The organism is Mycobacterium sp. JS623, from assembly GCF_000328565.1.
GTDB lineage: Bacteria > Actinomycetota > Actinomycetes > Mycobacteriales > Mycobacteriaceae > Mycobacterium.
The window spans coordinates 3,032,499-3,056,973 of sequence record NC_019966.1 but is presented as its reverse complement, the minus strand read 5'-3'; the positions used below and the strand labels follow the sequence as shown (position 1 = coordinate 3,056,973).

General features: G+C 64.1%; 20 protein-coding genes and 3 rRNA genes. 7 read left to right on the top strand and 16 right to left on the bottom strand.

Annotation, left to right across the window (positions count from 1 at the left end; all coding sequences use genetic code 11):
* Position 1 precedes the first annotated feature (1 nt).
* The 7 genes from MYCSM_RS14970 to tyrS form a co-directional block, all read right to left on the bottom strand.
* Positions 2–187: a hypothetical protein gene (locus MYCSM_RS14970; protein ID WP_041314086.1), complete on the bottom strand. Its 186-nt coding sequence runs from the start codon at positions 185–187 to the stop codon at positions 2–4.
* Positions 188–195: 8 nt separating this feature from the next.
* The gene (locus MYCSM_RS14965; RefSeq protein WP_015307003.1) at positions 196–1,218 is read right to left on the bottom strand and encodes an HAD-IIA family hydrolase; all 1,023 of its coding nucleotides are present in this window, start codon (positions 1,216–1,218) and stop codon (positions 196–198) included.
* A gap of 2 nt (positions 1,219–1,220) precedes the next feature.
* Complete coding sequence (locus tag MYCSM_RS14960; RefSeq protein ID WP_015307002.1) at positions 1,221–2,003, bottom strand: tetratricopeptide repeat protein; 783 nt, start codon at positions 2,001–2,003, stop codon at positions 1,221–1,223.
* 113 nt (positions 2,004–2,116) lie between these two features.
* Positions 2,117–2,231 (bottom strand): 5S ribosomal RNA (gene rrf, locus MYCSM_RS14955).
* Positions 2,232–2,334: 103 nt separating this feature from the next.
* Positions 2,335–5,463 (bottom strand): 23S ribosomal RNA (locus MYCSM_RS14950).
* A gap of 386 nt (positions 5,464–5,849) precedes the next feature.
* Positions 5,850–7,373, bottom strand: a 16S ribosomal RNA gene (locus tag MYCSM_RS14945).
* Together the 16S, 23S and 5S rRNA genes form the textbook arrangement of a ribosomal RNA operon.
* Positions 7,374–7,845: 472 nt before the next feature.
* On the bottom strand, positions 7,846–9,120 hold the full coding sequence (tyrS, locus tag MYCSM_RS14940) for a tyrosine--tRNA ligase (protein WP_015307001.1): 1,275 nt from the start codon (positions 9,118–9,120) through the stop codon (positions 7,846–7,848).
* Between the two features lie 30 nt (positions 9,121–9,150).
* Between tyrS and MYCSM_RS14935 the strand changes: the two genes are divergently transcribed.
* Positions 9,151–9,579, top strand: coding sequence for a DUF5990 family protein (locus MYCSM_RS14935; RefSeq protein ID WP_157681329.1), 429 nt, complete (start codon positions 9,151–9,153; stop codon positions 9,577–9,579).
* Here the strand turns inward: MYCSM_RS14935 and MYCSM_RS14930 are convergent.
* On the bottom strand, positions 9,576–10,187 hold the full coding sequence (locus tag MYCSM_RS14930) for a DNA-3-methyladenine glycosylase (RefSeq protein WP_041312129.1): 612 nt from the start codon (positions 10,185–10,187) through the stop codon (positions 9,576–9,578). The two genes, MYCSM_RS14935 and MYCSM_RS14930, sit on opposite strands and share 4 nt — an antisense overlap.
* 59 nt (positions 10,188–10,246) lie before the next feature.
* On the opposite strand from MYCSM_RS14930, the gene MYCSM_RS14925 reads away from it, so the two are divergent.
* The 3 genes from MYCSM_RS14925 to MYCSM_RS14915 are packed head-to-tail and all read left to right on the top strand — an operon-like array spanning position 10,247 to position 12,379.
* The gene (locus tag MYCSM_RS14925) at positions 10,247–11,011 is read left to right on the top strand and encodes an ABC transporter ATP-binding protein (RefSeq protein WP_015306998.1); all 765 of its coding nucleotides are present in this window, start codon (positions 10,247–10,249) and stop codon (positions 11,009–11,011) included.
* A complete protein-coding gene (locus MYCSM_RS14920) occupies positions 10,945–11,763 on the top strand; it encodes an ABC transporter permease (RefSeq protein ID WP_083906287.1) in 819 nt (272 codons plus the stop codon). The genes MYCSM_RS14925 and MYCSM_RS14920 overlap by 67 nt, the downstream gene beginning before the upstream one ends.
* Position 11,764: 1 nt before the next feature.
* Positions 11,765–12,379 carry a TetR/AcrR family transcriptional regulator gene (locus MYCSM_RS14915; protein ID WP_015306996.1) on the top strand — a complete coding sequence of 205 codons (615 nt, stop codon included), beginning with the start codon at positions 11,765–11,767 and terminating at the stop codon, positions 12,377–12,379.
* On the opposite strand, the gene MYCSM_RS14910 is transcribed toward MYCSM_RS14915, so the two are convergent.
* The 3 genes from MYCSM_RS14910 to MYCSM_RS14900 form a co-directional block, all read right to left on the bottom strand.
* Complete coding sequence (locus tag MYCSM_RS14910) at positions 12,362–12,577, bottom strand: Trm112 family protein (RefSeq protein WP_015306995.1); 216 nt, start codon at positions 12,575–12,577, stop codon at positions 12,362–12,364. The two genes, MYCSM_RS14915 and MYCSM_RS14910, sit on opposite strands and share 18 nt — an antisense overlap.
* A gap of 5 nt (positions 12,578–12,582) precedes the next feature.
* The gene (locus tag MYCSM_RS14905; RefSeq protein ID WP_232425766.1) at positions 12,583–12,957 is read right to left on the bottom strand and encodes a hypothetical protein; all 375 of its coding nucleotides are present in this window, start codon (positions 12,955–12,957) and stop codon (positions 12,583–12,585) included.
* Positions 12,958–13,183: 226 nt separating this feature from the next.
* Complete coding sequence (locus tag MYCSM_RS14900; RefSeq protein WP_015306993.1) at positions 13,184–16,147, bottom strand: acyl-CoA synthetase; 2,964 nt, start codon at positions 16,145–16,147, stop codon at positions 13,184–13,186.
* Positions 16,148–16,227: 80 nt separating this feature from the next.
* Here MYCSM_RS14900 and MYCSM_RS14895 point away from each other — a divergent pair, with 80 nt between their 5' ends.
* The 3 genes from MYCSM_RS14895 (at position 16,228) to MYCSM_RS14885 (ending at position 19,243) form a co-directional block, all read left to right on the top strand.
* Complete coding sequence (locus MYCSM_RS14895) at positions 16,228–17,976, top strand: ABC-F family ATP-binding cassette domain-containing protein (protein WP_015306992.1); 1,749 nt, start codon at positions 16,228–16,230, stop codon at positions 17,974–17,976.
* A gap of 226 nt (positions 17,977–18,202) precedes the next feature.
* Positions 18,203–18,775 (top strand): TetR/AcrR family transcriptional regulator, encoded by a 573-nt coding sequence (locus MYCSM_RS14890; protein ID WP_015306991.1) that lies wholly within the window; start codon positions 18,203–18,205, stop codon positions 18,773–18,775.
* A 15-nt stretch (positions 18,776–18,790) separates the two neighbouring features.
* Positions 18,791–19,243, top strand: a complete 453-nt coding sequence (locus MYCSM_RS14885) for a TIGR03618 family F420-dependent PPOX class oxidoreductase (protein WP_015306990.1) — start codon at positions 18,791–18,793, stop codon at positions 19,241–19,243.
* Here MYCSM_RS14885 and argH read toward each other — a convergent pair.
* The 5 genes from argH to MYCSM_RS14860 are packed head-to-tail and all read right to left on the bottom strand — an operon-like array spanning position 19,240 to position 24,464.
* Positions 19,240–20,652, bottom strand: a complete 1,413-nt coding sequence (gene argH, locus MYCSM_RS14880; protein ID WP_015306989.1) for an argininosuccinate lyase — start codon at positions 20,650–20,652, stop codon at positions 19,240–19,242. The genes MYCSM_RS14885 and argH overlap by 4 nt on opposite strands.
* Before the next feature lie 28 nt (positions 20,653–20,680).
* Positions 20,681–21,883 (bottom strand): argininosuccinate synthase, encoded by a 1,203-nt coding sequence (locus tag MYCSM_RS14875; protein WP_015306988.1) that lies wholly within the window; start codon positions 21,881–21,883, stop codon positions 20,681–20,683.
* Positions 21,884–22,375, bottom strand: a complete 492-nt coding sequence (locus MYCSM_RS14870) for an arginine repressor (RefSeq protein WP_015306987.1) — start codon at positions 22,373–22,375, stop codon at positions 21,884–21,886. It abuts the gene before it with no gap.
* On the bottom strand, positions 22,372–23,295 hold the full coding sequence (argF, locus tag MYCSM_RS14865) for an ornithine carbamoyltransferase (RefSeq protein WP_015306986.1): 924 nt from the start codon (positions 23,293–23,295) through the stop codon (positions 22,372–22,374). The genes MYCSM_RS14870 and argF overlap by 4 nt, the downstream gene beginning before the upstream one ends.
* Positions 23,292–24,464: an acetylornithine transaminase gene (locus MYCSM_RS14860; protein ID WP_015306985.1), complete on the bottom strand. Its 1,173-nt coding sequence runs from the start codon at positions 24,462–24,464 to the stop codon at positions 23,292–23,294. Before MYCSM_RS14860 ends, argF begins: the two co-directional genes overlap by 4 nt.
* Positions 24,465–24,475: the final 11 nt, after the last annotated feature.

Here is a 24,475-nt window from a genome sequence, read left to right as displayed (position 1 = left end):
GTTAGCCCTTCTCGACCGATTCCAGCGCACGCACCAGCAGGTCGTGGGCCTCCTCGAGCCGCGCGGCGACAGCGTCGATATCAGATTCGGCGAGCTGGTCGAATCCAGACCCCTCCTGGGCAGGATCGGGCACATCTGCCAGTAACGCCGCGATCTGGGCGCGGATCTGGTTGGGCTCGGTACTCATCTCGCTGTTCACGCTAGCCGATCTGGCGAGCTGAGCAGGGACCAGCGGTCCATGGCCTGTCGCGCCACGTCGTCACCGGCAAGCAGGACCACGCGACGCCCGTCGAGCTGGGCGTTCCACACCGCGCTGGCAGTCGCGCGGACCACTGACAGCGCATCCCCGGGGTCGCGCCCGGTGGCCTGCACGGTGACCGCTGTCGGGCCGACGTCTACGTACCACGCGGGGTGCGGCCCGATGCGCAGGCTGTCGGCGCGGGCGTAGAGCGCGCGGAGGTCTTCGGCGATGTAGTTGGGTCGTTGCCCGATGGTGGCGCGCACAGTGTCGGCGGCGGTGCTGACGCCGCACAGCACGTGCAGGCTCGGCAGACCCGCGGCGTTGGCCCCCGCGATATCGGTGTCGAGCCGGTCGCCGACAACGAGCGGGGTGCGAAACTTGCCGCGCGCCAACGCATCCATCAGCAATGTCGGCTCCGGTTTGCCTGCCACCTGCGGTTTACGGTCGGTGGCGGCCTGCAGCGCGGCGACCATCGCACCGTTTCCGGGCAGCAGTCCACGTTCGGATGGCAGTGTCTTGTCGACGTTCGCCGCGACCCAGAGCGCCCCTCCGCGGATGGCCAGCGCCGCTTCGGCCAGGTCGGGCCACGCGGTCTGCGGCGAATGGCCCTGCACGACGGCGACCGGTCCGTCGGACCACTGCCGGACCGGCTTGAGACCGACCCTCCTGACTTCGGCGGCAAGCGAATCGGTGCCGACGATGAGGACAGCAGCACCCGGCTTTAGTTCTTCCTGCAGCAGGCGCGCGGCACTTTGCGCACTCGTGACGACGTCATCGGGTTTGGCCGCGAAGCCCATTGCACTCAGATGCTGGGCGACCTCGGCCGGTCCGCGGGAGGCGTTGTTGGTGACGAACAGGACGCGAGAGCGGACTACCGCGAGCGTCTCAACGGCGCCGTCGGTAGGTTCATGGCCGCGGAAAACGGTGCCGTCGAGATCGAGAAGTAAGCAATCATGGTCCTGCGCAAGGGTACTCACGTTTAGGCGAGCTCCGTGATCCGCTCTTCGGCATCGGTGACGCCATCGACGTCGGCTGCCGCGGCATTGATGAACCATTGCAATGCGTCTTGCTCGCGGCCAAGCGCGAGCAGCGTTTCTGCGTAAACATAGAAGAGCCGGGCAGCTGTCTGCCCGGTGCGGGTCGGGTCAAGTTGCGGGGTCGACAGAGTCGCCAGGGCCTGCTCCTGCTGGCCGAGGTCGGAGCGGGCGCCGGCAACGACGATGCGCAGCTCGTCGGCGTCGTCCCCGTCAAGTTGGGCGGCTTCAGGCGTGCGGGCCAACTCGATCGCCCGTTCCGGGCGGCCGACGCCGCGTTCGCAGTCCGCGATCATTGGTAGCAGCGGCGATTTGCTGCCCATCCGGCGGGCGGCCCGGAGTTCAGCCAGCGCCTGGGCCCAGTCCCCGCAGTGGTAGGCGGCAATGCCGACCGCCTCGCGGACCGCCGCGATGCGTCCCGAACGAGCGCGAGCGGCGCGGGCGTGGGCCAGAGCGGCCTCGGGATCGACGTCGAGAAGTTCGCCGGCGGCGACGAGATGCCGCGCGACGACATCGGCCGTCGTGCGATCCAAAGTCGTTAATTCGCCGCGGATTTCGGGCGACAGCTGCTTGGCTTCGATCTCGGCGGGTATCGGCGGGCCCTGGGGCTTCGGCGCGTCACCATCGGGCTTGGGCTGAGCTCGGCGGGCGCGGTCCGGCCCCGAGGTGCGCGGCGCCGACTGCCGCGGACGGCGCCCGTTGCTGCCGCCGTGCCTGTCCTGGACCACGTATGCCTTTCTACACTTATTTGCCAATCTCGACAATTCATGCAATTCAATTGTCGAATGCGGCGAATATAGAATTACCCCCCACGCAATCGTGGGGGGTAATTCTAATGTGTGTTCGGCGGTGTCCTACTTTTCCACCCGGGTTGGGTAGTATCATCGGCGCTGGCAGGCTTAGCTTCCGGGTTCGGGATGGGTCCGGGCGTTTCCCTGCCGCTATGGACCGCCGTAACTCTATTCACTTTTCGGTGCCCCACGGTTTTGTGTGGGGAAGTGTTATTTGGTGGTGGGGTGCAGTGGTTTGACTGCTGTGGATGTGTGTGGTTGCGGGTGTGTGTGTAAGTTTTCGGCCGGTTAGTGCCAGTTCCCTGAACACATTGCTGTGCGTGTAGGTCTGGTCTATCGATCCCGTGGTCTGCGGGGGGCCTTATCCCACTTGAATGGGTGAGAAGCCTGGTCTTGGAGGGGGTTTCCCGCTTAGATGCTTTCAGCGGTTATCCTGTCCGAACGTGGCTATCCAGCGGTGCCCCTGGTGGGACAACTGGTGGACCAGAGGTTCGTCCGTCCCGGTCCTCTCGTACTAGGGACAGGTTTCCTCAAGCTTCTGACGCGCGCGGCGGATAGAGACCGAACTGTCTCACGACGTTCTAAACCCAGCTCGCGTGCCGCTTTAATGGGCGAACAGCCCAACCCTTGGGACCTGCTCCAGCCCCAGGATGCGACGAGCCGACATCGAGGTGCCAAACCATCCCGTCGATATGGACTCTTGGGGAAGATCAGCCTGTTATCCCCGGGGTACCTTTTATCCGTTGAGCGACACCCCTTCCACTCGGGGGTGCCGGATCACTAGTCCCGACTTTCGTCCCTGCTTGACGTGTAGGTCTCGCAGTCAAGCTCCCTTGTGCACTTACACTCAACACCTGATTGCCGTCCAGGTTGAGGGAACCTTTGGGCGCCTCCGTTACATTTTAGGAGGCAACCGCCCCAGTTAAACTACCCACCAGGCACTGTTCCTGAACCGGATAGACGGTTCGAGGTTAGAGGCCCAATACGATCAGAGTGGTATTTCAACGATGACTCCACAATCACTGGCGTGACTGCTTCACAGTCTCCCACCTATCCTACACAAACCGTATCGAGCACCAATACCAAGTTGTAGTGAAGGTCCCGGGGTCTTTTCGTCCTGCCGCGCGTAACGAGCATCTTTACTCGTAGTGCAATTTCGCCGAGTCTATGGTTGAGACAGTTGAGAAGTCGTTACGCCATTCGTGCAGGTCGGAACTTACCCGACAAGGAATTTCGCTACCTTAGGATGGTTATAGTTACCACCGCCGTTTACTGGGGCTTAAATTCTCCGCTTCACCCCCGAAAGGGTTAACGGGTCCTCTTAACCTTCCAGCACCGGGCAGGCGTCAGTCCGTATACATCGTCTTGCGACTTCGCACGGACCTGTGTTTTTAGTAAACAGTCGCTTCTCACTGGTTTGTGCCACCCCCCACCGCTGCCGGCTGCAAGAGCCATGACGATGTGAGGTCCCCCTTCTCCCGAAGTTACGGGGGTATTTTGCCGAGTTCCTTAACCATAGTTCACTCGTACGCCTCGGTATTCTCTACCTGACCACCTGTGTTGGTTTGGGGTACGGGCCGTGTCTGTGCTCGCTAGAGGCTTTTCTCGGCAGCATAGGATCACCGAATTCACCTCACTCGGCTATGCATCACCTCTCGGACTCATATGACACCCGGATTTACCTAGATGTCGTCCTACCGGCTTGCCCCAGTATTACCACTGACTGGTACGGCTACCTTCCTGCGTCACCCCATCGCTTGACTACTACCAAAGAAGATCCCACGCAGCCCCACCACCCCATCACCCGAAGGATCCGGTGGTCGTGGTTTTGGGTGGTTAGTACCTCTGATTCGTCAGGGGCGCACATACACGGGTACGGGAATATCAACCCGTTGTCCATCGACTACGCCTGTCGGCCTCGCCTTAGGTCCCGACTCACCCTGGGCGGACTGGCCTGGCCCAGGAACCCTTGGTCTTTCGGCGGGCAAGGTTCTCACTTGCCTTATCGCTACTCATGCCTGCATTCTCACTCCCACACCCTCCACCACTGAATCACTTCGTGGCTTCACCGGATGCAGGACGCTCCCCTACCCAACAATCCTCGCGGACCATTGCCGCGGCTTCGGCGGTGTGCTTGAGCCCCGCTACATTATCGGCGCACAATCACTTGACCAGTGAGCTATTACGCACTCTTTCAAGGGTGGCTGCTTCTAAGCCAACCTCCTGGTTGTCTTCGCGACTGCACATCCTTTTCCACTTAGCACACGCTTAGGGGCCTTAGCCGGCGATCTGGGCTGTTTCCCTCTCGACGCACGGAGCTTATCCCCCGCCGTCTCACTGCCACGCTTTCATTTACCGGCATTCGGAGTTTGGCTGACGTCAGTAACCTAGTAGGGCCCATCGGCCATCCAGTAGCTCTACCTCCGGCAAAAAACACGTAACGCTGCACCTAAATGCATTTCGGGGAGAACCAGCTATCACGGAGTTTGATTGGCCTTTCACCCCTACCCACAACTCATCCCCTCAGTCTTCAACCTAAGTGGGTTCGGGCCTCCACAACATCTTACTGCTGCTTCACCCTGGCCATGGGTAGATCACTCCGCTTCGGGTCCAGAACACACCACTACACCAATCCCAACGAATTGGATACGCCCTATTCAGACTCGCTTTCGCTGCGGCTACCCCACCCGGGTTAACCTCGCGACATGTCCCTGACTCGCAGGCTCATTCTTCAAAAGGCACGCCATCACCCCACAACAAAGTCGAGGGCTCTGACGGATTGTAAGCGCACGGTTTCAGGTACTCTTTCACTCCCCTCCCGGGGTACTTTTCACCATTCCCTCACGGTACTAATCCGCTATCGGTCACTGGGAAGTATTCAGGCTTACCGAGTGGTCTCGGCAGATTCACAGCAGATTCCACGGGCCCGCTGCTACTCGGGGACAGTTCCACGAAAGCCGTCAAATTTTCGGTTACGGGGCTCTCACCCTCTCCGGACAGGCCATCCCAGGCCACTTCACCTAACCCAACGGTTTATCACTTTCGCCCTGGCCGGCGGACCAGAGAAGAAACGCCCCACAACACCGCACACACAACCCCCGCCGGGTATCACATGCATACGGTTTAGCCATCCTCCGCTTTCGCTCGCCACTACTCACGGAATCACTTTTGTTTTCTCTTCCTACGGGTACTGAGATGTTTCACTTCCCCGCGTTCCCCCCCAACGCCTATATATTCAGCGTTGGGTGACACGACATCACTCGTGCCGGGTTTCCCCATTCGGACATCCTCGGATCCACGCTCGGTTGACAACTCCCCGAGGCATATCGCAGCCTCCCACGTCCTTCATCGGCTCCCAGTGCCAAGGCATCCACCATGCGCCCTTAAACACTTACAACACAAAACCAATTGTATTAACAAAAATTGCACATCAACACACACAAAAACACCAACCCCCCAACGGAAGGCCAGCGCCCACATGCGTGCTAGATGCTCGCAACCACTATCCACAAATCAAACACCACACCCCACCACCAAAACTCGGGGCGACAACAACCAACTCCCTATCCCCGGTTTCCCACCATCGGGACGAAGAGATAGCGGGCTTGTTGTCTCAAAGCCCAATAGTGTGTCTGGCAATCCATCACCGATGTCTCCCCACCGGCTCAACGTTTGTCGTGCACCAGAACCACACCCACTACAGGTGCGGCCCATCCATCGAATCGCCCAAATCTCGGTGATCCGCGCGATGCGGGCCGGCTCGGGTCTCGTGGTGCTCCTTAGAAAGGAGGTGATCCAGCCGCACCTTCCGGTACGGCTACCTTGTTACGACTTCGTCCCAATCGCCGATCCCACCTTCGACGGCTCCCTCCCACAAAGGGGTTAGGCCACCGGCTTCGGGTGTTACCGACTTTCATGACGTGACGGGCGGTGTGTACAAGGCCCGGGAACGTATTCACCGCAGCGTTGCTGATCTGCGATTACTAGCGACTCCGACTTCACGGGGTCGAGTTGCAGACCCCGATCCGAACTGAGACCGGCTTTGAAAGGATTCGCTCCACCTCACGGCATCGCAGCCCTTTGTACCGGCCATTGTAGCATGTGTGAAGCCCTGGACATAAGGGGCATGATGACTTGACGTCATCCCCACCTTCCTCCGAGTTGACCCCGGCAGTCTCTCACGAGTCCCCGCCATAACGCGCTGGCAACATGAGACAAGGGTTGCGCTCGTTGCGGGACTTAACCCAACATCTCACGACACGAGCTGACGACAGCCATGCACCACCTGCACACAGGCCACAAGGGAAACCACATCTCTGCAGTCGTCCTGTGCATGTCAAACCCAGGTAAGGTTCTTCGCGTTGCATCGAATTAATCCACATGCTCCGCCGCTTGTGCGGGCCCCCGTCAATTCCTTTGAGTTTTAGCCTTGCGGCCGTACTCCCCAGGCGGGGTACTTAATGCGTTAGCTACGGCACGGATCCCAAGGAAGGAAACCCACACCTAGTACCCACCGTTTACGGCGTGGACTACCAGGGTATCTAATCCTGTTCGCTCCCCACGCTTTCGCTCCTCAGCGTCAGTTACTGCCCAGAGACCCGCCTTCGCCACCGGTGTTCCTCCTGATATCTGCGCATTCCACCGCTACACCAGGAATTCCAGTCTCCCCTGCAGTACTCCAGTCTGCCCGTATCGCCCGCACGCCCACAGTTAAGCTGTGAGTTTTCACGGACAACGCGACAAACCACCTACGAGCTCTTTACGCCCAGTAATTCCGGACAACGCTCGCACCCTACGTATTACCGCGGCTGCTGGCACGTAGTTGGCCGGTGCTTCTTCTGCATCTACCGTCACTTGCGCTTCGTCGATGCTGAAAGAGGTTTACAACCCGAAGGCCGTCATCCCTCACGCGGCGTCGCTGCATCAGGCTTGCGCCCATTGTGCAATATTCCCCACTGCTGCCTCCCGTAGGAGTCTGGGCCGTATCTCAGTCCCAGTGTGGCCGGACACCCTCTCAGGCCGGCTACCCGTCGTCGCCTTGGTAGGCCATCACCCCACCAACAAGCTGATAGGCCGCGGGCCCATCCCACACCGCAAAAGCTTTCCCCCACCAACCATGCAGCCAGCGAGGTGTATTCGGTATTAGACCCAGTTTCCCAGGCTTATCCCAAAGTGCAGGGCAGATCACCCACGTGTTACTCACCCGTTCGCCACTCGAGCACCCCCGAAAGGGCCTTTCCGTTCGACTTGCATGTGTTAAGCACGCCGCCAGCGTTCGTCCTGAGCCAGGATCAAACTCTCCAAACAAAACCCAAAAAGGCCATTCAGAAAAATCTGAACCAAAGCAAGACACCAAAAACTGGCATCAAAAACAACCACCCCCCAAACGGGAAAAAGAGGGCAGCCAAAAAACAACAACAAACAAAAACCACCAAACACACTATTGAGTTCTCAAACAACACACCCGCTCGGCCGCGCAGCGAGCCCGCGGCCAAAAGGCCGCGGACAAGTAGTGCGGACGATCAGGAACCCACCGAAGTGGGGTTTCCCTCTGGGAGCCGCCGCGCTCTTCGGGCCAGGCCCGTGTCGCAGCGACTCCGATAAGTTACGTGAGGGATAACTCGGAGTCAAATGGGCTGATAGGGCGTGTCTTTCAGGTTACGGCCTATCGTGCGCACAAGGGTGCGTCGACTCCAACAAGTGGTCCAACGCACAACGAGAACGCTTTGTTCCCAGCCCCGCACACACCCCTACCGTCAGAGTCAAAAACTCCGACAAATCAATCAACTCGCTCGACGCCGGCGATATTCCGCTTCCCACGGCGAAGCACCAACCAACGGCCGTGGAGGAAGTCGGATGTCTGCGGCGACCACTCCTCGCTGTCGATCCGCACGTTGTTGACATAAGCGCCGCCCTCCCCGATGGTTCGGCGGGCGGCCCCCTTGCTGTTCGACAGTCCACTGGCTACCAGCAGGTCAGTGATGGTGTCGGGGCCACCGGGCTTGAGTTCGGCCACCGAGGCTTCGCGCAGCGCGGCCGCCAGCGTCGGCTCATCGAGCTGGGCCAACTCCCCCCGTCCGAACAGCGCCTGGCTGGCATGTTCCACGCCTTCGGTCGCCGCCTCGCCGTGCACCAGGTTGGTCAGCTCGCGAGCCAGCCGGCGCTGCGCGGCTCGCTCATGGGGCCGTTCCTCCGTCGCCTCCTCGAGTTCAGCGAGCTCGTCGCGCGACAGGAAGGTGAACCACCGCAGGTAGCGGATGACACCGGCGTCCGCGGTGTTGATGAAGTACTGATACCAGGCGTACGGGCTCGTCATGTCGGGATCGAGCCAGAGGCTGCCGCCGCCGGTCGACTTGCCGAACTTCTTGCCTTCCGAGTCCGTCACCAGCGGCGTTGTCAGCGCGTGAACCGTCGCTCCCGCTATCTGACGCACCAACCGGACGCCGGCGATGATGTTGCCCCACTGATCCGAGCCGCCGACCTGAAGCGCGCATCCGTACCGCCGATGCAGCTCCACGTAGTCATTGGCCTGCAACAGCATGTAGCTGAACTCCGTGTAGGAGATGCCGTCGCCCTCGAGGCGCCGGCGAACGGTTTCGCGATCGAGCATCACGTTGACCGAGAAGTGTTTGCCCAGGTCGCGGAGGAATTCGATCGCGGACAGCTCGCTTGTCCACGACAGGTTGTTCTGCACAATCGCGCCGGTTGGCGAGTCGTCGAAATCGACGAACCGCTCCAGTTGCCCGCGTATCCGATCGGCCCAGTCGGCCACGGTGTCCGCGGTGTTCAGCGTCCGCTCGCCGGTGTCACGCGGGTCGCCGATCATTCCTGTCGCGCCGCCGGCCAGCACGATCGGCCGGTGCCCCGCCTGCTGGAAACGCCGCAGCGTCAACAGCGGGATGAGGTGCCCGGCATGCAGGCTGGGCGCGGTCGGGTCGAAACCCGAATAGACGGTCACGGGTCCGGACTCCAACTCGGCGGCCAGCGCATCGCGGTCGGTGGACTGCGCAATCAGCCCACGCCATTCCAACTCGTCGAGGATCGACGTACCCATGCGCTTGATCTTCCCCTACCGTCGATGCCGATGTTGTTGCAGATCCAGGGTCATCACCTGCCGGGCCGCGTCTGGCGGTCCCGCGATGAGTACTACGACAACATTCACGTCGGAATCCAGATCGGCAAGGAGCCACGCGACCTGGTGCGCGCCGACGCGGAGTCGTCGTTCTGGACGATCCCGATCGAGGTCGTGTCCCGCGGTGACGGTGTGGACTTCCGCGGACCGGCCGTGCAAGGCAAGCCCGGTGCCCGGTTTGTGTACCTCACCTGGGGTGACGTGGGCGACGACGGCTCTTTCGCGATGTTTCGCCGAGCCAAGCTGATGCTCTCTGACCTCACGCCTCTGGTCGGCGACACCGGGCAGGTAGTCGCACGTGTCGACCTCACCGACGAATGCGGCGCCCCGCGATGCGCCCGGCTCGCACCGCCGGCGTTGGCCTTGGAGCAGGCTGACTAATCGCTTTTGCCAGGCGCGGGTGCCCGCGGGCTGCGGCGATACAACGACACCTCCGGACGGCCGGCCAGCCAGAATCGCCAGGGCCGGTCGGCCGCCTTACTGACGCCGACACGCGGACCATCGACGCCGTCGTGCTCTTCGTTGAGCGTCACCCGCACGGGGCTCGTCGCGTCGAATAGGTCAATTCCGTTGTCGTCCATGGTGATTCCGAGCGCTGAGCAAAGATTGCCGGGGCCGCGCGCCAACGCAACCGGTCGCGTCGAGACGCCGCGCCGGGCTTGGGCCTCATCGATCCCCGCCTCGACCGCCGCCGCACGCAACAGCACTGCACCAGCCACACCGTCCGTCGCACACACGACGTTCGCGCAGACGTGAATGCCGTGGCTGCGGTAGGTATAGAGCCGGCCTGCAGGGCCGAACATCACCTTGTTGCGACCGGTCGGGCCGCGAAACGAGTGCGCCGCGGCGTCGGGCCACGGCCCGTCCGGTGGACCGCCATACGCCTCTACCTCCACGATCATCGCGCTCACTCCGCGCCCGGTCAGCGCCGCCCCGAGCAGCCGCCGCGCCGCGGTCACCGGATCCACGGACAACAACTCGGCGCTCACCTGAGCGATTCTGCCTGCGGACCTTGACAGCCCCACCAGCGGGGAGGACTATTCATCACATGATGAGTTCATCGAGCGATGAATTACTTCGCAACGGGGCAGAGCCGGCCATCGACATCCAGAACCTGCGGGTCGTCCGCGGTAAGCGGGTCGCGCTGGACAACATCTCGGTTCAGATCGCACGTGGAACGATCACCGGCCTGCTCGGCCCGTCCGGTTGCGGCAAGACGACACTGATGCGCTGCATCGTCGGCACGCAGATCATCGACGAGGGCACGGTGGCCGTACTGGGCCGCCCAGCGGGGTCGGCGGAACTGCGCCACCGCGTCGGCTACGTCACCCAGGACCCGACCATCTACAACGACCTGCGGATCGTCGACAACGTGCGCTACTTCGCAGCCCTGTACGGCACGGGCACCGACGGCGCCGACGACGCGATCAAGGCTGTCGGCCTGGATGATCACCGAACTGCTTTGTGCGGCAACCTGTCCGGCGGCCAGCGAACCCGCGTGTCATTGGCATGCGCTCTGGTATCACGTCCCGAACTTCTCGTACTCGACGAGCCCACCGTGGGCCTTGACCCGGTGCTGCGGGTCGACCTGTGGGACCAATTCCACCAACTTGCCCAGCGCGGAACGACATTGGTGGTCTCGAGCCACGTGATGGACGAGGCCGACCACTGCGGCGACCTGCTGCTGATGCGCGAAGGCCATCTGCTCGCCCACAGCACACCGACGAAACTACGAGAGGACACGGGATGTCAGTCACTGGAGGAAGCGTTTCTGTCCGTCATCCGGCACAGCACCGCGGCCGCAGCCGGCTGAGCCCGCAGGCTTACTTCGCCACCACCGGGCGAATCCTGCGCCAGCTCGCCGCCGATCATCGCAGCGTCGCGATGATCCTCGTGGTGCCGAGTCTGATCATCACCCTGATGTATTTCATGTTCCAGAATGCCCCGCATCGGCCAGGCATGCCGACGCCATTCAACAACGCCTGCCTGATCATGCTCGGCGTGTTTCCGCTCATCGTGATGTTCCTGATCACTTCGATCACCATGCAGCGAGAACGGGTTTCGGGAACCCTGGAACGCATCCTCACTACTCCCCTGCGCCGGCTCGACTTGTTGGCGGCATACGGCACCGCGTTCTCGATCGCGGCCGCAGCGCAGGCCACGCTGGCGTGTCTGGTGTCATATCTGTTCCTGGGGCTCGACACCAAGGGCAGCCCGATACTGGTGTTCACCATCGCGATCATCAATGCCGTCCTGGGTGTCGGGCTGGGTCTGCTGTGTAGTGCGTTCGCCCGCACCGAGTTTCAGGCGGTGCAGTTCATGCCGGTGGTCATCGCCCCACAGCTGCTGTTGTGCGGCATCATCGTGCCTCGCGACGTCCTGCCCGAATGGCTGCAGTGGATCAGCAATGTGCTGCCCGCCAGCTACGCTCTGGAAGCGTTGCAACAGGTCGGCGCATACTCGGAGCCGACGGCGATTGCCGTGCGCGACATCGCCGTCGTCATCGGCTTCGCGGTACTCGCACTGTGCCTGGCTGCGGCAACGCTTCGACGAAGGACTCCATAGATTGACGGCGGAACTAGAACGCAAGCGTCCCGGGCGCCCACCCGGGACATCGGACACGCGTGAGCGCATCTTGGAGAGCGCTCGTAATCTGTTCGCCCGCAACGGTATTGACAAGTCCTCGATCCGCTCAATCGCCAAGGACGCAGGCGTCGACCCCGCTCTGGTGCACCACTACTTCGGCACCAAGACCCAACTGTTCGCAGCGGCCATTCACATTCCGATCGATCCCATGGATGTCATCGGCCCGCTTCGCCAGGTGCCGGTCGAGCGGATCGGCTACGTGCTGCCGTCGGTGCTGTTGCCGCTGTGGGACTCCGAGATGGGCAAGGGTTTCATCGCAACACTTCGGTCGATTCTCGCGGGCGGCGAAGTCTCGCTTATCCGATCGTTTCTCCAGGAAGTGATCGCCGTCGAGGTCGGTAACCGCGTCGACAATCCTCCTGGCAGCGGACGGATCCGCGTGCAGTTCGTCGCATCGCAGTTGGTGGGCGTCGTAATGGCGCGCTACATCCTGGAACTGGACCCGCTCAAGTCGCTGCCCGTCGAGCAGATCGCCGAAACCATCGCCCCCAACCTGCAGCGCTATCTGACGGGCGAACTACCCGGTCTCACCTGAGGAACGGTCCAGCATTCGCTGATGCTCGGCGTCGTCGGTCACCGCGACCGCCTCGTCGACGAGAAGCACCGGAATGCCGTCCTCGATGCGGTATGCGCGGCGCAGCCGCGGGTTGTACAGAAACTCGTCGCCGACCAGTAACAGGGCCCCGCGGTCCTGCGGGCAGACGAGAATGCTCAGCAGTTTTTCGTCGAGCACGGCCGTTAGCCGACGCCGATGAAAACGCCCTGGTTCTGGCCCGGCTCGACCGGGACGCCCGGCGGCACAGCCGGTCCCATGCCGGCCGGCGGCTGGCCGATACCGACGTTGTATCCGGGCTGCTGTGGGTTGTTCGCGTTCTTCTGGAGCGCCTGCATCTTGTGCTGGTAGGCCAACGTCTCCTTCAGCGCGTCAATGAGTGGCTGCTGGTTCGGCCGGTAATCCAACGCCTTGACGATGGCGTCTTTGTTCGCGTTCGATGGCATGAAGCCCTGGGCTCGAAGCTTCAACACGTCGTGGATCAGAGTCGACAGCTGACCGCCGCCAGCGCCGGTGTCGTAGTCCTGGTCGATGATGGCGAGCACCTGATCGGCTGTCATCGCCGGTGGAGTGCCGGCCTGCGCGTTCGGGGTCGCTGGATCATTTTTTGCGCACTCCGCCCCTGTACAACTGTCACCGGGCTCGGCAAACGCCGTCGCAACACCGAGACCGGTGAGGAGACTCGCGGCCATAGCGCCGCCAACGACTGCGCGCCGCAGATTACTGGTCTGCAATGTCATCTCCTCCTGCCGACAGCGGGAGCCTAACAGTGATCCCAGCTCACTGTTAGGCGCCGGCGATCTCGGTCCGGACAGCAACGGTCAACCGCTTGTACCGATTCTCATCGGGATCGAGATACCAGGCGTTACGCGATGGCTTCGGGATGCCCTCCGCCGTCAGCGGGCCAACCAGCGGCCGGTAGGTCGCGCTGAGCTTCATCTCAGGCACCACATGCACGATGTCGGGCGGGTTGCCGACCGGCAGATCGGCCAGCGCCTCGTTGAGATCCGCCGACGGAATGCTGCCGCCAGGACGCAGCGCCAACGCCGTCACTGCCAGATGGTGGCCGTTGGTGTCGACCCCGTAGGTCACGGCCAGATCCACGGCACCGAGCTGCCCGACGGCGTCATTGACGGGTGACGAGTACACCGTGCCTCGCTCGGTGTGGATCAGCGCGCCGCGGTTGTCGACGAGCCAGTAGTCGCCGTCCTCATCGCGGCGGAACAGGTACTCCGTCGACACCCAGGTGTCGGCGGGCGCGAAGACGCCACGCTTGACGGACGCCTTCGGATCCACCGGACCGCGCGGGTGCGCGAGCAGCACACCGACTTCGTTTGTTTCGGCCCTGCGGACGAATCCCTGTTCGTCCTCGAGAATCAGGTCATCCTCTGCGTCGTAGGCGGCGAGTTCGACCTCGCCGCCGCCCGGCAGCGCCCTGCCCTTGCTACCCGGCTTGGCGCCAGAAACGTTGGCCAGCACGGCTTGTCCGTCGGTGGTGGCGAAGAACTCCACGATGTGCGCCGGCTCGAAAACCTCGCACACCCGCTTCCACAGTCCCGTCGGCATGCCGGAGCCGATGAACAGTCGCACCGGATGGCTGCCAGTCAGCGAAAACGCGGGATCGTCGATGACCGCACGCAGCATCGCCCAGGTGTACGACACCACGGTCACGCCGTACTGGCGGATCTCCTGCAGAAACCTGTCGGGGCGCAACTCGCGCGACAGCGCGATGCGCGACCCGCCGACGACCGCGCCGCCGAGGCTCACCAGAAGACCGGACTGATGATGCAACGGCGTCAGGCAGTAGACCGTGTCGGCGCGGCCGAGGTTGGCCGCCGACGCGGTGCCGAAAGCGGACAGCGCCCAGCGGTAGTTGGTGATCTGGCGGGCGACGAGCTCACCGCCGATGTTGCTGAACGCGACGAATGCCAGGTCGCGGGCGAGCCCAGGGTTGGGTCGGTACCACCCGGGCAGGTCGACGACATCAGGATCGATCTTCTCCATATCGATGACGTCGGCGTGCTCCGGCACGTCCAGGTCGCGCGATTCGCCGCCGCCGAGCACGAGCACCCGCGTGTCGAGTCGGCGCGCGGCCTCCAGGTGGCTGGGGTCGGCGATGATCTCTGACACCCCGCCGAGCCGCGCGGCGGCAGCCAGGTCGACGTCGGGCGGCATCAGTACCGCGACCGCGCCAAGCCGCGACAGCGCGGCGATCGCGACAAGCGCGCTGGGCCGGGTCTCCATCAGCACACCGACGTGAGCGCCTTGCCGCACCCCGACGTCGATCAGGCCGCGGACGACGTTGTTGATCCGGCGGTCCACCGCTTCGTAGGTGTGGACGCGGCCGTCGAACAGCAGGCATTCGCCTTGGGGTACGTCGCGGGCCTGCTCGGACATGATGCGGCCGAGCGAGATGCGGGTGTGGTCATTGATCTGGCCGAGGCGGGCGAGCCGGGGCAGCGTGCGATACGTCTCGATCGCCAGCGTCCGCGCTGATTTGTTCGCGGCGACGACCGCGTCGGCCGCCGTGCGTGCGAGGCTGAGCGCCAACTCGGTTGCGGCGGCGGTGGTGTGGGCGACGCGAGAGCTCAGCGAGACACCGCTTTCGGTGTGCTCGGCGGGTTGCAACGCCATCGGGTTGACGCCCTCGGGCTGATCGCCGCTGCCGTCGATCCACTTCACCCACTGCGCGACGGTCGGCCACGTTTGGCTGGCGGCCTTCGAGCCCACAACAAGTCCGAAATGCCCTGCGCGAATGAGGAATTCGTAGACGTCGGCCCTCGGCGCAGCACGCTTGATGCCGCGCACAGAGGCCGGCTGACCGATGTCGTCGACCTCACCGATGACGGCGAGCACCGGGCAGTCGATGTCAGACAGCGTGACGAGGTCGCCGTGGATAGAGAAGCCGCCACTCATCATCCGGTTGTGGGCGATGAACTGCTTGAGGAGTTCGGCGATGGCAGGCCCCGACCACGCGATCCAGCCTTCGGAGGCAAGGAAGCGCCGTTGCTGCTCGCGTGGCAGCAACGCCTCGCGGTCGTGCAGCTGACGCAGGAACTCCAGCCGCGACTGAGCGGTCTTGATGGGGTCGAGCATCTGGAAGCCGGTGCGTGCCAACCAGCCGGGGATGTCGATGCGGCTGAAAACGTGGTCGGCCATGAAGTCGGCCGCCGCCGGCGCCAGGCTGGCGGGCATGTTCATCGGGAGCGCGGCCAGGGTGTCGACCGGTGATCCGAACGCGACGATACTGGCCAGGTCCTTCGATCGGCGGTAGGCCGCGGTCTGGTAGGCGAACATGCCGCCCTGGGAGTAGCCGGCCAGGTGTACGTCGCGGCCGGTGACCTCCTTGACGGTGTCGATCGCTTCGCTCAGCGCCACGACGTGGTCAGCGAGGTTGCGGTCCATGCCGCCCTCGACCTTGTCGGGCGAGCCGAAGTCGATGACCCACGGGTCGACGCCCGCATTGTGCAGGATGCCGACGGCGCCATCGTCGCGGGTGACGTCCCACATGTCGGCCGACATCATCATCGGGTGGACCATCAAAACCGGCGGTCCGGGACGTTTTGCGCCCGGCCTCGCATCGGGCGGGAAGTAGCGCCGCAGCCGGTACATCGGAACGCTCTGGATGATCTGGAACGGCGACGGCACGGCGCCGGTTTCGAGGCCGCCGTACCGCAGTACCTCGAGCCCGTTTTGCGCGGTGGCCACCAGCCGCCCAACAGGCCTGGTTATTGCCGAAAGGTCCACCACGACCCACTCCCCTTTTGCTGCTGTCAGTCCCCGACTGCCGTCGTCATCATGGCACGTCGCCCGCATATCATCGGCGGCTGATGGCGAATCTGATCAACGTCGAGCGGGCGACCGTCGGCTACGGCACCCGCACCCTGTTGGACGCGGTCAGCCTCGGTGTTGAGGAGGGCGACGCAATCGGCGTCGTCGGCCGCAACGGCGACGGCAAGACAACCCTGCTGCAGGTGCTGACCGAAACCCGGTCGCCCGATTCGGGCCGGGTCACGCACACCTCCGGTCTGTCCGTCGGTTATCTGCGGCAGGGCGACGAACTCCTTGGCGCCACCGTGCGGGAGGTGATCGTCGGCGGCCGGGCCGATCATGTGTGGGCAGCCGAACCCGAGACCCGCGACGTCGTCTCGCATCTGTTGTCCGGTGTGGATCTGGATGCCGAGGTCGGCACGCTCTCCGGTGGTGAGCGTCGCCGGGTGGCGCTGGCGCAGGTGCTGCTGGCCGGGCACGACGTGTTGGTGCTCGACGAGCCGACCAACCATCTCGACGTCGAGGTGATCGAGTGGCTGGCGTCCTACTTGAGCGGGCAGCGGGCCAAGGCGCTGGTCGTGGTGAGCCATGACCGCTGGTTCCTTGATGCGGTATGCACACGGACGTGGGAGGTGCATGGCGGCCAGGTCGACGCCTACGACGGCGGATATGCGGCCTACGTCCTTGCGCGTGCCGAGCGGATGCGGCTGGCGGCCGGGACCGAGGCCCGCCGACGCAACCTCATGCGCAAGGAGCTGGCGTGGCTTCGGCGCGGGCCGCCGGCACGCACTTCTAAACCCAAGTTCCGGATCCAGGCCGCCAACGACCTGATTGCCAACGAGCCGCCGCCGCGCGATTCGCTTGTGCTGCAACGCTTTGCGACCACCAGACTGGGCAAGGACGTGTTCGACTTGCACCGCGTTGTGTTACAAGTCGCGGATCGGGCGATCCTGGATCGCGTGGACTGGTCGATCGGCCCTGGCGTCCGAATCGGGTTGGTCGGTGTGAACGGCAGCGGCAAGACGTCGGTGTTGCGGCTGCTCTCCGGCGAACTGGAGCCGGCCGCGGGAACCATCAAGCGCGGCACCACGCTTCGGATCGGCTACCTGAGCCAGGCACTTGCCGAGGTCGACGGTGCCTCTCGGGTGTTGGATGCCGTCGAGAACCGGCGCCGGGTAACCGAATTGGCGGGTGGCCGGAAGATCACCGCAGACACCCTGCTGAAGGATTTCGGCTTCACCGGCGACAAGCTGACCGCGCGCATCGAACAGCTATCCGGTGGTGAGCGGCGCCGACTGCAGTTCCTTCGGCTGTTGCTCGACGAGCCGAACGTCTTGTTGCTCGACGAGCCGACCAACGATCTGGATATCGACACGTTGACCGTGATCGAGGATTACCTCGACGGCTGGCCGGGCACGCTGATCGTCGTCACGCACGACCGGTATTTCCTGGAGCGGGTCAGCGATGTGACCTATGCGCTGACCGGTGGCGGTCGGTGTGATCTATTGCCAGGCGGCGTCGACCAGTACCTTGCCGAGCGGGCAGGTGTTTCGGAACAGGCAGCGCGACCGGAACCGTCACGGGGCTCGGAGTCCGCGTCGGCTCGCGAACGACGGGCCGGCAAGGAGATGTCCCGTATCGAGGGACAGCTCGGGAAGCTCGACGGCCAGATTGCCACGCTGCACGAGTCGATGGCCGAGGCGGCCGCGGATCACGTGCGGGTCGGCGAACTCAACGGCCAGCTTCAGGAGCTGTTGGCGCGCAAGGAATCTCTCGAGGAGGCGTGGCTGGCGGCTGCGGAGGAATGAGAACGCCTCTCGGCTGTAGGCGTTCTTCTGCTGTTCGACCCGCTGCTGGCTGTCCGCGAGCAGCCTCATGCATGAAGATCATGAAATCGGGGCGCTGGTAGGCACGTCGAGGTATCCGATGGGCATCTTGTCCTCCTTCAGGATACGCTGTTAGTCAGTTACCTAACTAAGTCGACCGACCGTCGACGAATTTCGCATCGCCAGCGACTGCCTTAGGAGAACCGACGTGAATGGCCCTGCCGCCCGATCGCCCAAGCGGGAGCGGCTGGTGACCGCAGCGGGCGAGCTCGTCTACCGCCAGGGCGTTGCACGCACCACACTCGCGGACATCGCCGCGGCGGCAGATGTCCCCCTGGGCAATGTCTATTACTACTTCAAGACAAAGGACGACATCGTCGATGCCGTCGTCGATACGCACGTCCAGCAGCTCACGACGGACATCGCCGAGCTCGAGCGTCGTCATCGCAACCCGAAGACGCGGCTGAAGGCGCTAGTGGGTCTCGTGCTGGCGCAGCGGTGCGACGTGATCGCCCAGTACGGCTGCCCGTTCGGCACGCTGACTTCCGAGCTCGCCAAGCATGCGGATGGCTCAGATCAGCCGGCCGCTGCACTGATGGAGGTTTCGCTCGACTGGGCCGAACGGCAATTGCGAGCAATGGGTCGACGAGACGCGCACGACCTCGCGGTCGAACTGGTTGTTGGGTTTCAGGGCACCACTGTCCTCGCCAATGCGCTCGGTAAACCCGAGCTGGTGGCCCGGCAGGCCCGACGCCTTGAGAAATGGATCGATGCACTCTAGGGAAGGAATCGCAGCATGACCGATATCTCCGCGTTCGCCGAGTTGATCTCGCTAGACAACGGGCTGTGTGTGCTGAGCACTCTGCGAAGCGACGGCAGCATCCAATCGTCGTTGGTCAATGCCGGGGTACTGCCGCACCCGTTCACCGGCGAACCGGTGGTTGGGCTTGTCGCAATCGGTGGGTCCCTCAAGCTGCGTCATCTCCGAGCGGATCCGCGGACCACGATAGTCGCGCGCGCCGGCTGGCAATGGGCCAGCGTCGAGGGAGCAGCCCAGCTCATCGGACCCGACGACACACATCCCGACGTCGACTCCCAAGCGCTGAGGACGCTGTTGCGCGACGTCTTCAAGGCCGCGGGCGGCACCCACGACGACTGGGACACCTACGACCGGGTGATGGCGGAGGAACGCCGAACTGCGGTACTCATCGCCCCTACGCGCGTGTACACCAACCCAGCTGCGAGCTAGCGGCGCAGAGCCAGCCGCAGCTTGTCGCTGGTGTCGCGGACGACGCCGAGCTGCTTGGCGACCTGGATGGGCGCGGTTCCACCGCGGGCGTCGCGCGAGTTGACCGACCCGTCGACGGTCAGCACCTCGCGCACCTGTCCCGTCATCTCGGGATGGATACCGGCGAGCTCCGCGTCTTCGAGATCCTCCAGCCCCACGCCTCGAGCCTCAGCGGCCCGGACCGCCGCGCCCGCGGCCTCATGTGCGACCCGGAACGGAACTCCCCTGCGCACAAGCCATTCCGCGACGTCGGTGGCCAGTGTGTATCCCAACGGCGCGAGTTCCGCCATCCGGTCAACGTCGAAACGCAGCGTGCCGACAAGGCCGGCCATCGCAGGCAACAGCAGCTCGAGCTGGGCCACCGAGTCGAACACAGGCTCCTTGTCCTCTTGCAGATCGCGGTTATACGCCAGCGGCTGCGCCTTGAGCGTCGCCAGCAGCCCGGTGAGATTGCCGATGAGCCTGCCCGCCTTACCGCGCGCCAGCTCCGCGATGTCGGGGTTCTTCTTCTGCGGCATGATCGAGCTGCCTGTCGACCACGAATCGTGCAGCGTGACGTAACCGAATTCGGTTGTGCTCCAAAGGATGATGTCCTCGGCCAACCGCGACAGGTCTACGCCGATCATCGACAGCACAAAGGCGGCCTCTGCGGCGAAGTCACGGGACGCGGTGGCGTCGATGGAGTTGTCGGCCGCCGCTTCGAAGCCGAGATCCTCGGCGATCGCGTCGGGATCGAGGCCGAGCGATGATCCTGCCAAGGCCCCAGACCCGTAGGGCGACACCGCCGCCCGCTTGTCGAAATCGACCAGCCGGTCTACATCGCGCAGCAGCGGATGTGCGTGCGCCAGGAGATGATGCGCCAACAGCACCGGCTGCGCGGACTGCAGGTGCGTCTTGCCCGGCATGATCGCCGTCGGATGCGCCGCCGCCTGAGTAGCCAGCGCGCCGACGACCTCGAGGGCACCGTCGGCGACTCGACGAACGGCATCGCGCAGCCACATGCGAAACAGCGTGGCCACCTGGTCGTTTCGCGACCGTCCCGCCCGCAGTCGGCCGCCAAGGTCGTCGCCGACCCGGTCGATCAGGCCACGCTCCAGCGCGCCGTGCACGTCCTCGTCGGTGACCAGCGGCCCGAAGCTGCCGTCGGCGACGTCTTCGGCCAGGCTGTCCAGTCCGGCCAGCAGGCCATCGCGCTGCTCTTCGGTCAGCAGTCCTGCCCGGAACAGCACCTGCGTGTGGGCTTTCGACGCGGCGACGTCATACGGTGCCAGCACCCAGTCGAAGTGTGTCGACTTGCTCAGGGAGGCAAGGGCATCGGATGGCCCATCGGCGAACCGGCCACCCCACAGCGACCCCTCGTTGGTGCTCATAGTTGATGCTCTTCGCGCAAGCGGCTCATCACTGGCCCGCGAGATCCCGTCGCGCCGAGATCTTCGACGACAGACCGTGCACGTGCACGAAGCCCTTGGCCGCCGACTGGTCGAAGGTGTCGCCCTCGTCGTAGGTGGCGAGGTTGAAGTCATACAACGACTCGGCGCTGCGACGGCCATTGACCGCAATGTGCCCGCCGTGCAACACCATCCGGATCTCGCCCGACACGTGCTCCTGCGTCTTGGCGACGAACGACTCCAGCGCAGACTTCAGCGGCGAGTACCACAGGCCGTCGTACACCAGCTCGCCCCACTTCTGGTCCGTCGTTCGCTTGAACCGGCCGAGTTCACGCTCCAGCGTGACATGCTCGAGTTCGGTGTGCGCGGTGATGAGCACCATCGCGCCTGGCGCCTCGTAGATTTCACGGCTCTTGATACCGACCAGCCGGTCCTCGACCACATCGAGCCGGCCGACGCCCTGCGAACCCGCGCGCTCGTTGAGCTCCTCGATGGCCTGCAGCACTGTCACCGGCTTGCCATCGATGGACACCGGCACACCCTTTTCGAACCCGACGATGACCTCGTCTGGTGTGCTCCAGTTGACCGTCGGGTCCTCTGTGTAGTCGTAGACGTCTTTCGTCGGCGCGTTCCACAGGTGTTCGAGGAAGCCGGTTTCCACGGCCCGGCCCCATACGTTCTGGTCGATCGAGAACGGAGAGCGCTTGGTCACGTTGATCGGGATCGCGTTCTCCTCGGCGAACGCGATGGCCTTCTCCCGCGTCCACGCGTAATCGCGGACCGGGGCGAGCACTTCGAGATCCGGTGCCAGCGAAGCGAATCCGACCTCAAAGCGCACCTGGTCGTTGCCCTTACCGGTGCACCCGTGCGCGACGATGCCGCCGCCGTGTTCACGCGCCGCGGCCACCAGATGCTTGACGATCAGCGGCCGGGAGAGCGCCGACACCAGCGGGTAGCGGTCCATGTAGAGCGCGTTGGACTTGATCGCGGGCAGGCAGTATTCGTCGGCGAACTCGTCCCTGGCGTCGACCACCACGGCCTCCACCGCGCCGCAGTCGAGTGCGCGCTTGCGGACGACCTCCATGTCCTCGCCGCCTTGACCGAGGTCGATGGCGACCGCGACGACTTCTTTTCCGGTTTCCTTGCCGATCCAGCTGATCGCCACCGAGGTGTCCAAACCACCGGAATACGCCAGGATGACGCGTTCGGCCATTTAACCAATCTCCTTTTGTTGGATGCTTTCAAGCTTTGTGGCGAGTTCAGCGCCGGTCATCGGCTCACGAGCCACCACCAAGATGGTGTCGTCGCCGGCGACGGTGCCGACCACATACTGCAGGGCAGCGCGGTCGATCGCGCTGGCGAGGTAATGCGCGGCGCCGGGCGGCGTGCGCAGCACAGCGAGGTTGCCACTGGCGTCCGTCGACACCAACAGTTCGCCCAGCAGTCGCGACATGCGTTCGGTGCCACCGGAAACGCCGCGCACCGGGCTGCCGTCCTCGGGGACGACGTACACGCCGACGCCGCCGTCCGCGCCGCGCAGCTTGACCGCGCCCAGCTCCTCGAGGTCGCGTGACAACGTGGCCTGTGTGACGTCGATGCCTTCATCGGCCAGCATTGCCGCCAGTTCCGTCTGGCTGTGCACCGACTGCGACGACAGGAGCGAGACGATGCGCGCCTGCCGACCGACTCGGGTAGCTGAAGTCATGATCGCTCCAGCAGCCACACCAGCAGCGCCTTCTGCGCGTGCAGCCGGTTCTCGGCCTCGTCCCACACCGCGCTGTGCGATCCGTCGATCACCTCGTCGGTGATCTCATGTCCGCGATGCGCCGGAAGGCAATGCAGCACAACGGCATCGGGATCGGCGAGGCTTACCAGATCGGCGTTGATCTGGAACGGCCGGAACGGCCGCACGCGGTCCAGCCCATCGTTCTCCTGTCCCATCGAGGTCCAGGTGTCGGTGACGAGCACGTCGGCGCCCTCGGCGGCCGCCCGAGGGACGTTGGTGACGCACACGGAGGCGCCGGTCTGCAGTGCGCGTTGCTCGGCGGCGACGACGAACTCGGTATGCGGCTCAAAACCGCTCGGCGCGGCGATTGTCACGTGGACGCCTGCCGTGACGCCGCCGAGCATCAGTGAGTGCGCCATGTTGTTGGCACCGTCGCCGAAGTAGGCCATTCGCAGGCCCTTCAGCTCACCTTTGCGTTCGGCCAGCGTCTGCAGATCGGCGAGCACCTGGCACGGGTGGAACTCATCGGACAGCGCGTTGACGACGGGAACAGTGGCTCCGGATGCCATGGCACTCAAGCGTTCCTGGGCGAATGTGCGCCACACGATCGCGTCCACGTAGCGCGACAGCACCCGCCCGGTGTCTTCGAGTGTCTCCTCACGGCCCAGCTGGGTGTTGCGGCCGTCGACCACCACCGCGTGTCCGCCGAGTTGCGCGATGCCGATCTCGAACGAGAACCGGGTGCGCGTGGAGTTCTTGTCAAAGATGACGGCGACGCCGCGCGGTCCGTCGAGTGGCCTGTGGCTGAACGGGTCCTTCTTCAGCTCGGCCGCCAGCGCCAGCACCTCGGCCTGCTCGTCGGGACTGAGGTCGTCATCGCGCAGGAAATGACGGGTCATGCCTGGGCTCCGGTGTCCAGCACGCCCGGAAGCCCCTTCAGGAAATCGTCGATTTGCGCCTCGGTGATCACCAGCGGTGGCGCCAGCCGGATCACGTCAGGGGCGGCGGCGTTGACCAGGAACCCGGCGTCACGGGCTGCGGCCTCAACAGCTTTGGCGGCTTCGGTGGTGAGCACGACACCCTGCAACAGACCGCGTCCGCGGACATGGTCGACCAGCGGATGGTGCAGCGACTCGATGCCGTGCGACAACGTCTTGCCGAGCACATCCGCGCGACCGACAAGTCCCTCGTCGGCGAGCACCTTGAGCACCGCGTTCGCGGCGGCCGTGCAGACCGGGTTGCCGCCGAACGTGCTGCCGTGCAGGCCGGGCGTCAGCAGATCGGCGGTCTTGCCGACCGCGAGGCACGCACCGATCGGCAGCCCGCCGCCCAATCCTTTGGCGAGCGTGACGATGTCGGGGGTGATGCCGTCGTGCTGGTGTGCGAAAAACGCGCCGGTGCGGCCCATTCCAGTCTGCACCTCGTCGAGCACCAGCAGCGCACCGTGCTTGGCGGTGATCTCACGCGCCGCGACCAGGTAACCGCCCGGCGGGACGACCACGCCGCCCTCCCCCATGATGGGCTCGAGGAACACCGCCGCCGTGGTGTCGTCGATGGCCCCTTCGAGCGCGGCAGCGTCGCCATACGGCACGTGCGTGACATCGCCGGGCAGCGGTGCGAACGGCTCCTGCTTCGGGGGCTGACCGGTCAGCGCAAGCGAGCCCATCGTGCGGCCGTGGAATGCGCCATGGGCGGCAACGAGTTTCGTGCGTCCGGTCAACCGAGAGATCTTGAACGCGACCTCGTTGGCCTCGGTGCCGGAGTTGCAAAAGAACACTCGCGCATCGGCACCGAGCAGCCCGACCAGCGATTCGGCCAACGCGATACCGGGCTCGGTGGCATAGAGGTTCGACGTGTGTCCGAGCGTGTTGAGCTGGTGGGTGACAGCATCGATGACCGCGGGGTGCCGGTGCCCGAGAACGTTGACCGCGATGCCGCCGAGCAGGTCGACGTAGGACTTGCCGTCGACATCTGTCACCACCGCTCCGTCACCACTGGCCAATGCCAGCGGCGGTGTGCCGTAGTTGTTCATCATCACGCCAGACCAGCGCTCCAGCAGCGTGCTCATGCGGTGACCTC

Coding starts and splice junctions, on each gene's coding strand:
- MYCSM_RS14970 (WP_041314086.1), bottom strand. CDS start 187: ATGAGTACCGAGCCCAACCAGATCCGCGCCCAGATCGCGGCGTTACTG.
- tyrS (WP_015307001.1), bottom strand. CDS start 9,120: ATGGGTACGTCGATCCTCGACGAGTTGGAATGGCGTGGGCTGATTGCG.
- MYCSM_RS14935 (WP_157681329.1), top strand. CDS start 9,151: ATGTTGTTGCAGATCCAGGGTCATCACCTGCCGGGCCGCGTCTGGCGG.
- MYCSM_RS14925 (WP_015306998.1), top strand. CDS start 10,247: ATGATGAGTTCATCGAGCGATGAATTACTTCGCAACGGGGCAGAGCCG.
- MYCSM_RS14920 (WP_083906287.1), top strand. CDS start 10,945: ATGTCAGTCACTGGAGGAAGCGTTTCTGTCCGTCATCCGGCACAGCAC.
- MYCSM_RS14905 (WP_232425766.1), bottom strand. CDS start 12,957: ATGACAGCCGATCAGGTGCTCGCCATCATCGACCAGGACTACGACACC.
- MYCSM_RS14895 (WP_015306992.1), top strand. CDS start 16,228: ATGGCGAATCTGATCAACGTCGAGCGGGCGACCGTCGGCTACGGCACC.
- MYCSM_RS14885 (WP_015306990.1), top strand. CDS start 18,791: ATGACCGATATCTCCGCGTTCGCCGAGTTGATCTCGCTAGACAACGGG.
- argH (WP_015306989.1), bottom strand. CDS start 20,652: ATGAGCACCAACGAGGGGTCGCTGTGGGGTGGCCGGTTCGCCGATGGG.
- MYCSM_RS14875 (WP_015306988.1), bottom strand. CDS start 21,883: ATGGCCGAACGCGTCATCCTGGCGTATTCCGGTGGTTTGGACACCTCG.
- MYCSM_RS14870 (WP_015306987.1), bottom strand. CDS start 22,375: ATGACTTCAGCTACCCGAGTCGGTCGGCAGGCGCGCATCGTCTCGCTC.
- argF (WP_015306986.1), bottom strand. CDS start 23,295: ATGACCCGTCATTTCCTGCGCGATGACGACCTCAGTCCCGACGAGCAG.
- MYCSM_RS14860 (WP_015306985.1), bottom strand. CDS start 24,464: ATGAGCACGCTGCTGGAGCGCTGGTCTGGCGTGATGATGAACAACTAC.